The sequence below is a fragment of the Arthrobacter sp. H14 genome (assembly GCF_000520495.1).
GTDB lineage: Bacteria > Actinomycetota > Actinomycetes > Actinomycetales > Micrococcaceae > Arthrobacter_C.
Window position 1 is genome coordinate 16,282 of the sequence record NZ_KI914685.1, and the last position, 3,847, is coordinate 20,128.

Consider the following 3,847-nt stretch of genomic DNA (forward strand, 5'->3'; position numbering starts at 1 on the left):
CAGCTCCGCGTAACGGTGAGGCGTGCCGCCGCTGAAAAGGTTGGGCGGTTCCACACGAATGCGGAACCGCCCAACCTACTGAGTTGTTCGATCAGCCTCTAGCGCTCCACCAGCTTGAAGAACGTGCTGTCCTCGCCGCTGGCCTTCTTTGACTGGTAAAGGAACGCCAGGTTGTTGGAGTCGAACTTCTCGAACCAGTCGTCCCAGCTGATGTGCTCGAGCTGGTCCTCCTTGGCGCCGCCCGGAAAATCGATCCGGAGCACCCCTGCGGTGTCGCCGCCTTCAGTGCCTTTGACACTGGCCGGCTGGCCATCGTTCGACTCGACCCACTTACGGATCTCATCGTGATCCGTGGTGGTCTGAGATTCTGAGCTCATAGTTACCTTCCCTTCATGTCGCCTTCTGATTCGATACGTTCCTTGCGGACCTGCTCGTTGATTTCGGCCTCATCCTGGACTTCTTCCTTCTCCAGGCGGACACGCTCAACGGGCTTTTCTTCCTTATCGACCACCGGCTTCTCGGCGTGGAGGGTTACTTCGTGCTCCTCCTCGTTGAAGGACGGGCCCGAGGTTGCCTCATCGCGGTTCTGATCCGTGATCGGCTCGCGCTCCACGCGGACCTCTTCATGGCTGACCGGAACGGTGGTCTGGACGTTTTCCGTCACGACGTACTTGCGCAGGCGGGCCTTGCCGGTCTCCTGCTGCTCCTTGCCGACATGGACCACCTCTTCCGAGCGGGTCATGGCGTCATCGGTATTGGGACCGGAGGTGTCGTGCCCGGCGCCCTGCGGGGCGCCCGTTACGCCGTCGGCATCCCGGTTGCCAGTGACGCCGTCGGGCCGGTACTCGCCGCCGGTCCCGCCGGTGTCTGCGTAGCCAACCTTGTAGAAGCTGTGAAGTTCATCCTCCTGCGACGGGCTGAGATTGCCGTCAGCCTCAACCCGCGGGGCGTCCTTGACCATGTCCTTGGAAAACTTGACTGCAAGCTGGTCGCCCATGATGGCGGCACCCTGAAGCGGGACGAACGATTCCGAACTTCCGAACAGGCCGGTGGATGCACTAACCCATTCCGGTTCGTTGGTCCGGTCGTCCAGGTAGACCTGGCCTATCTTGCCGATCTTGCCGCCATCTTGGTCGACGACGGTTCCGTTATTTTCCATCAGGCTCTGAAGCTGCTGCATACTAACCATGATCTACACTCCTTTGGCTGTCACTTGACGGCAGCGCGAGCGCTTGCCGTCCTGTCTGCTGTGACTTTGCCCCTAACCCGTTGGGTCAGGAAGTCCGGGCTTGTGCGGTTCATTTGGTCTCAAAACCTTCCGCCCGGACCCACTTTACGCGGCGGGAGCCAAAAAGGTAAGCCTACTTCGCATTACGATTTAGACAAGGACTACCACCGAGGAGAAAGGGCAATGCCATGACCGCCCCGGACATTCGAGTCGCCGGGTGGGAGGGGCTTAGGGCAGATGATCCATGGCTTCGCAGGGGCTGGATCCGGGCTGCGCGCGGTGGATATCCATGGCCAGCCGGCTGATGAGCGAGGCCAGCGTTCCGACTTCAGATTCCTTGAGACCGGATACCAGGTCGGCTTCGGCCGCCGCCACACGCTGCTCGTACTTTGCCAGAAGTGACCGCCCGTTGTCGGTGGCCACAATCTTGCGTGCCCTGCGGTCGGACGGGGCCGGGACGCGTTCGACGACTCCGGCGTCCACGAGGGTATCCAGCAGGTAAGTGAGGACCGTCCGGTCGATCGCCAGATGCGCACCCAGGGCCTGCTGATTGGGTGGGTCGCGGTGGATGACTGCGGAGAGTATCTGATAGCCGCGAATTCCTGCAGCCATCCCCTCGACGGCGTCCTCGAAGCGCGACTGGTAGCCGCGCAGGACCATGCCCAGATGCCAGCCCAGATCTCCGGGCTGTGCAATGTTGGGGCTCTTTTCAAACGCCTTGATGCTTTCGGCCATGCCCCCATGGTACCCGAAATATGAAGTTGAAAAGATATTCTGTTCCACATATAGTCTGTTGAACAACATACATTGCGAGTTTGGAGTTGATCGTGAAGCTTGGCGAACTGCGTACCGTCGGTGTCCTCGGCGCCGGACGTGTCGGCACCGCCGTCGCCCGGCAGGCACTCAAAGCCGGCTACATGGTCAAGATCGCGACGGCCAAGCCGGTCGACGAGATCGCCATGATCGTCGAGATCGTCACCCCCGGCGCCATCGCGGTCGACGCCGACGAGGCAGCCGCGGCTGACATCGTCGTCGCCGCCGTTCCCCTGCACAAGTACCGCACCCTCAGTCCGGGCGTCCTGACCGGGAAGACCGTGATCGACGTCATGAACTACTGGGCTCCCACGGATGGTGAGGTCGACGACTTTGAAAACGACCCCCGCACCAGCAGCGAAATCGTCCAGGAATTCCTGGCCGGGGCGACAGTCGTCAAGTCGCTGAACCACATCGGCTACCACGAACTTGAAGAAGACGGCAACGAACCCGGGGCGCCGGGCCGCCGGGCACTGGCTCTGGCCGGCGACCGCGACGACGCCAAGGTACTTGTCGCCGGGTTCCTCGACCGGCTCGGCTACGACCCGATCGACGCCGGACCGCTCACCGCCGGACGTGCCTTCCAGCCCGGCACCGAAATCTTCAACGGCTCCCACACCGCCGAACAACTCCAAGCCCTCCTCAGCGCGGCCACCGAATCAGCCCACGCCTGAACCCGACCAACCTACGAAAGCCTTGAGACACCATGGAAATCGGCGCATATAGTTTCGGCGACACCCAACTGAACCCCGACGGCGGCCACCGTTCCACGGCCGAAGCCGTCCGCAATCTCTTCGACGCGATCAAGCATGCCGATGCCGCCGGACTGGATTACTTCGGCGTGGGCGAGCACCACACGGTGAGCATGCCCGCGTCCTCGCCCGGGGCGGTGATCGCGGCTGCGGCAGGGGCCACAAAACAGATCAAACTCGGCAGTGCAGCGAGCATCATCGGCACCGACGACCCGGTAAGGGTCTTCCAGCAGTTCGCCATCGCCGACGCGGTCTCCGGCGGCGGGCGGGTGGAAAACTCACCGCCGGCCGCGGCTCCTCCGTCGAAACCTTCCCGCTGTTCGGCTACGACATGCAGGTCTACGACCAGCTCTACGCAGAAAAGCTCGACCTGTTGATGACACTCAACTCGAACAAGGACGAACACGTGTCCTGGTCCGGGTCTGTCCGTCCGACGTTGGACAACCTCGCCGTAGTACCTCGACCGGCCAACGGGTCCCTGCCGATCTGGCTGGCCACCGGAGGCAACCCGGGCTCGTCCGCGCGGGCGGGACAGCTCGGACTACCCGTCTCCTACGGCATCATCGGCGGCGCACCGCAAAGGTTCGCCCCACTGGCCGATCTCTACCGCCGCTCCGCCGCGCAGGCTGGCCACACCGGCGAGAACATCAAAGTCTCCGTCGCCGCCCTTGGCCTGGTTGCACCAACCAAAGAGGAAGCTCTGGAACGCTTCTACCCCGGCTGGTATAACTGTGAGACTTGTTCTAGCTGGTCTGGGACTGGCTGGCAGGATAGTTACTGGCCGCTCCACCCTATAGACGTGACCCTTGGTACAACTGACCCTCAGGGTGTCTTTTTGTGGACTTGTCCGTCCATCAGGGTGGGTCGGCCGGTACCCGTCCGGCCCACCTCGGTAGCTTGATTAGAAGATTGTCCACCCTCACGGGCGTGACCCCTCACAGTTCTGTTCCGATGTGATTCCTACCCGGACTGGTACCGGCCCGTCAACGGCCACCAACCAAGTCCATCACAATCGGAAAAGTACGGTGACCGTCATGTCTATCGTCTCTCATTG

Annotated in this window: 6 protein-coding genes; 3 read left to right on the forward strand and 3 right to left on the reverse strand. The window is 62.1% G+C overall.

The genetic code is table 11. From position 1 onward, the window contains the following. Positions 1-98: 98 nt before the first annotated feature. From Y707_RS0118295 to Y707_RS0118305, 3 genes are all read right to left on the reverse strand, one after another. On the reverse strand, positions 99-377 hold the full coding sequence (locus Y707_RS0118295; RefSeq protein ID WP_026536145.1) for a hypothetical protein: 279 nt from the start codon (positions 375-377) through the stop codon (positions 99-101). Between the two features lie 2 nt (positions 378-379). Continuing rightward, positions 380-1,189 (reverse strand): DUF2382 domain-containing protein, encoded by an 810-nt coding sequence (locus tag Y707_RS0118300; RefSeq protein ID WP_026536146.1) that lies wholly within the window; start codon positions 1,187-1,189, stop codon positions 380-382. A 267-nt stretch (positions 1,190-1,456) separates the two neighbouring features. Beyond that, on the reverse strand, positions 1,457-1,963 hold the full coding sequence (locus Y707_RS0118305) for a MarR family winged helix-turn-helix transcriptional regulator (RefSeq protein ID WP_051442182.1): 507 nt from the start codon (positions 1,961-1,963) through the stop codon (positions 1,457-1,459). An 80-nt stretch (positions 1,964-2,043) separates the two neighbouring features. On the opposite strand from Y707_RS0118305, the gene Y707_RS0118310 reads away from it, so the two are divergent. From Y707_RS0118310 to Y707_RS32295, 3 genes are read left to right on the forward strand one after another with little or no spacing between them, the layout of a single operon-like run. After that, complete coding sequence (locus Y707_RS0118310; RefSeq protein WP_253905252.1) at positions 2,044-2,715, forward strand: NADPH-dependent F420 reductase; 672 nt, start codon at positions 2,044-2,046, stop codon at positions 2,713-2,715. A 32-nt stretch (positions 2,716-2,747) separates the two neighbouring features. After that, entirely contained in the window at positions 2,748-3,170 is a 423-nt protein-coding gene (locus tag Y707_RS32290) for an LLM class flavin-dependent oxidoreductase (RefSeq protein ID WP_051442181.1), read from the forward strand. Beyond that, positions 3,125-3,694, forward strand: a complete 570-nt coding sequence (locus Y707_RS32295; protein WP_253905253.1) for an LLM class flavin-dependent oxidoreductase — start codon at positions 3,125-3,127, stop codon at positions 3,692-3,694. The genes Y707_RS32290 and Y707_RS32295 overlap by 46 nt, the downstream gene beginning before the upstream one ends. The last annotated feature ends 153 nt before the right edge of the window (positions 3,695-3,847 follow it).

Excerpts from the sequence above, each read along its gene's own strand:
- Y707_RS0118295 (WP_026536145.1), bottom strand. The coding sequence starts at position 377 with ATGAGCTCAGAATCTCAGACCACCACGGATCACGATGAGATCCGTAAG.
- Y707_RS0118305 (WP_051442182.1), bottom strand. The coding sequence starts at position 1,963 with ATGGCCGAAAGCATCAAGGCGTTTGAAAAGAGCCCCAACATTGCACAG.
- Y707_RS32295 (WP_253905253.1), top strand. The coding sequence starts at position 3,125 with ATGCAGGTCTACGACCAGCTCTACGCAGAAAAGCTCGACCTGTTGATG.
- Y707_RS0118300 (WP_026536146.1), bottom strand. The coding sequence starts at position 1,189 with ATGGTTAGTATGCAGCAGCTTCAGAGCCTGATGGAAAATAACGGAACC.
- Y707_RS32290 (WP_051442181.1), top strand. The coding sequence starts at position 2,748 with ATGGAAATCGGCGCATATAGTTTCGGCGACACCCAACTGAACCCCGAC.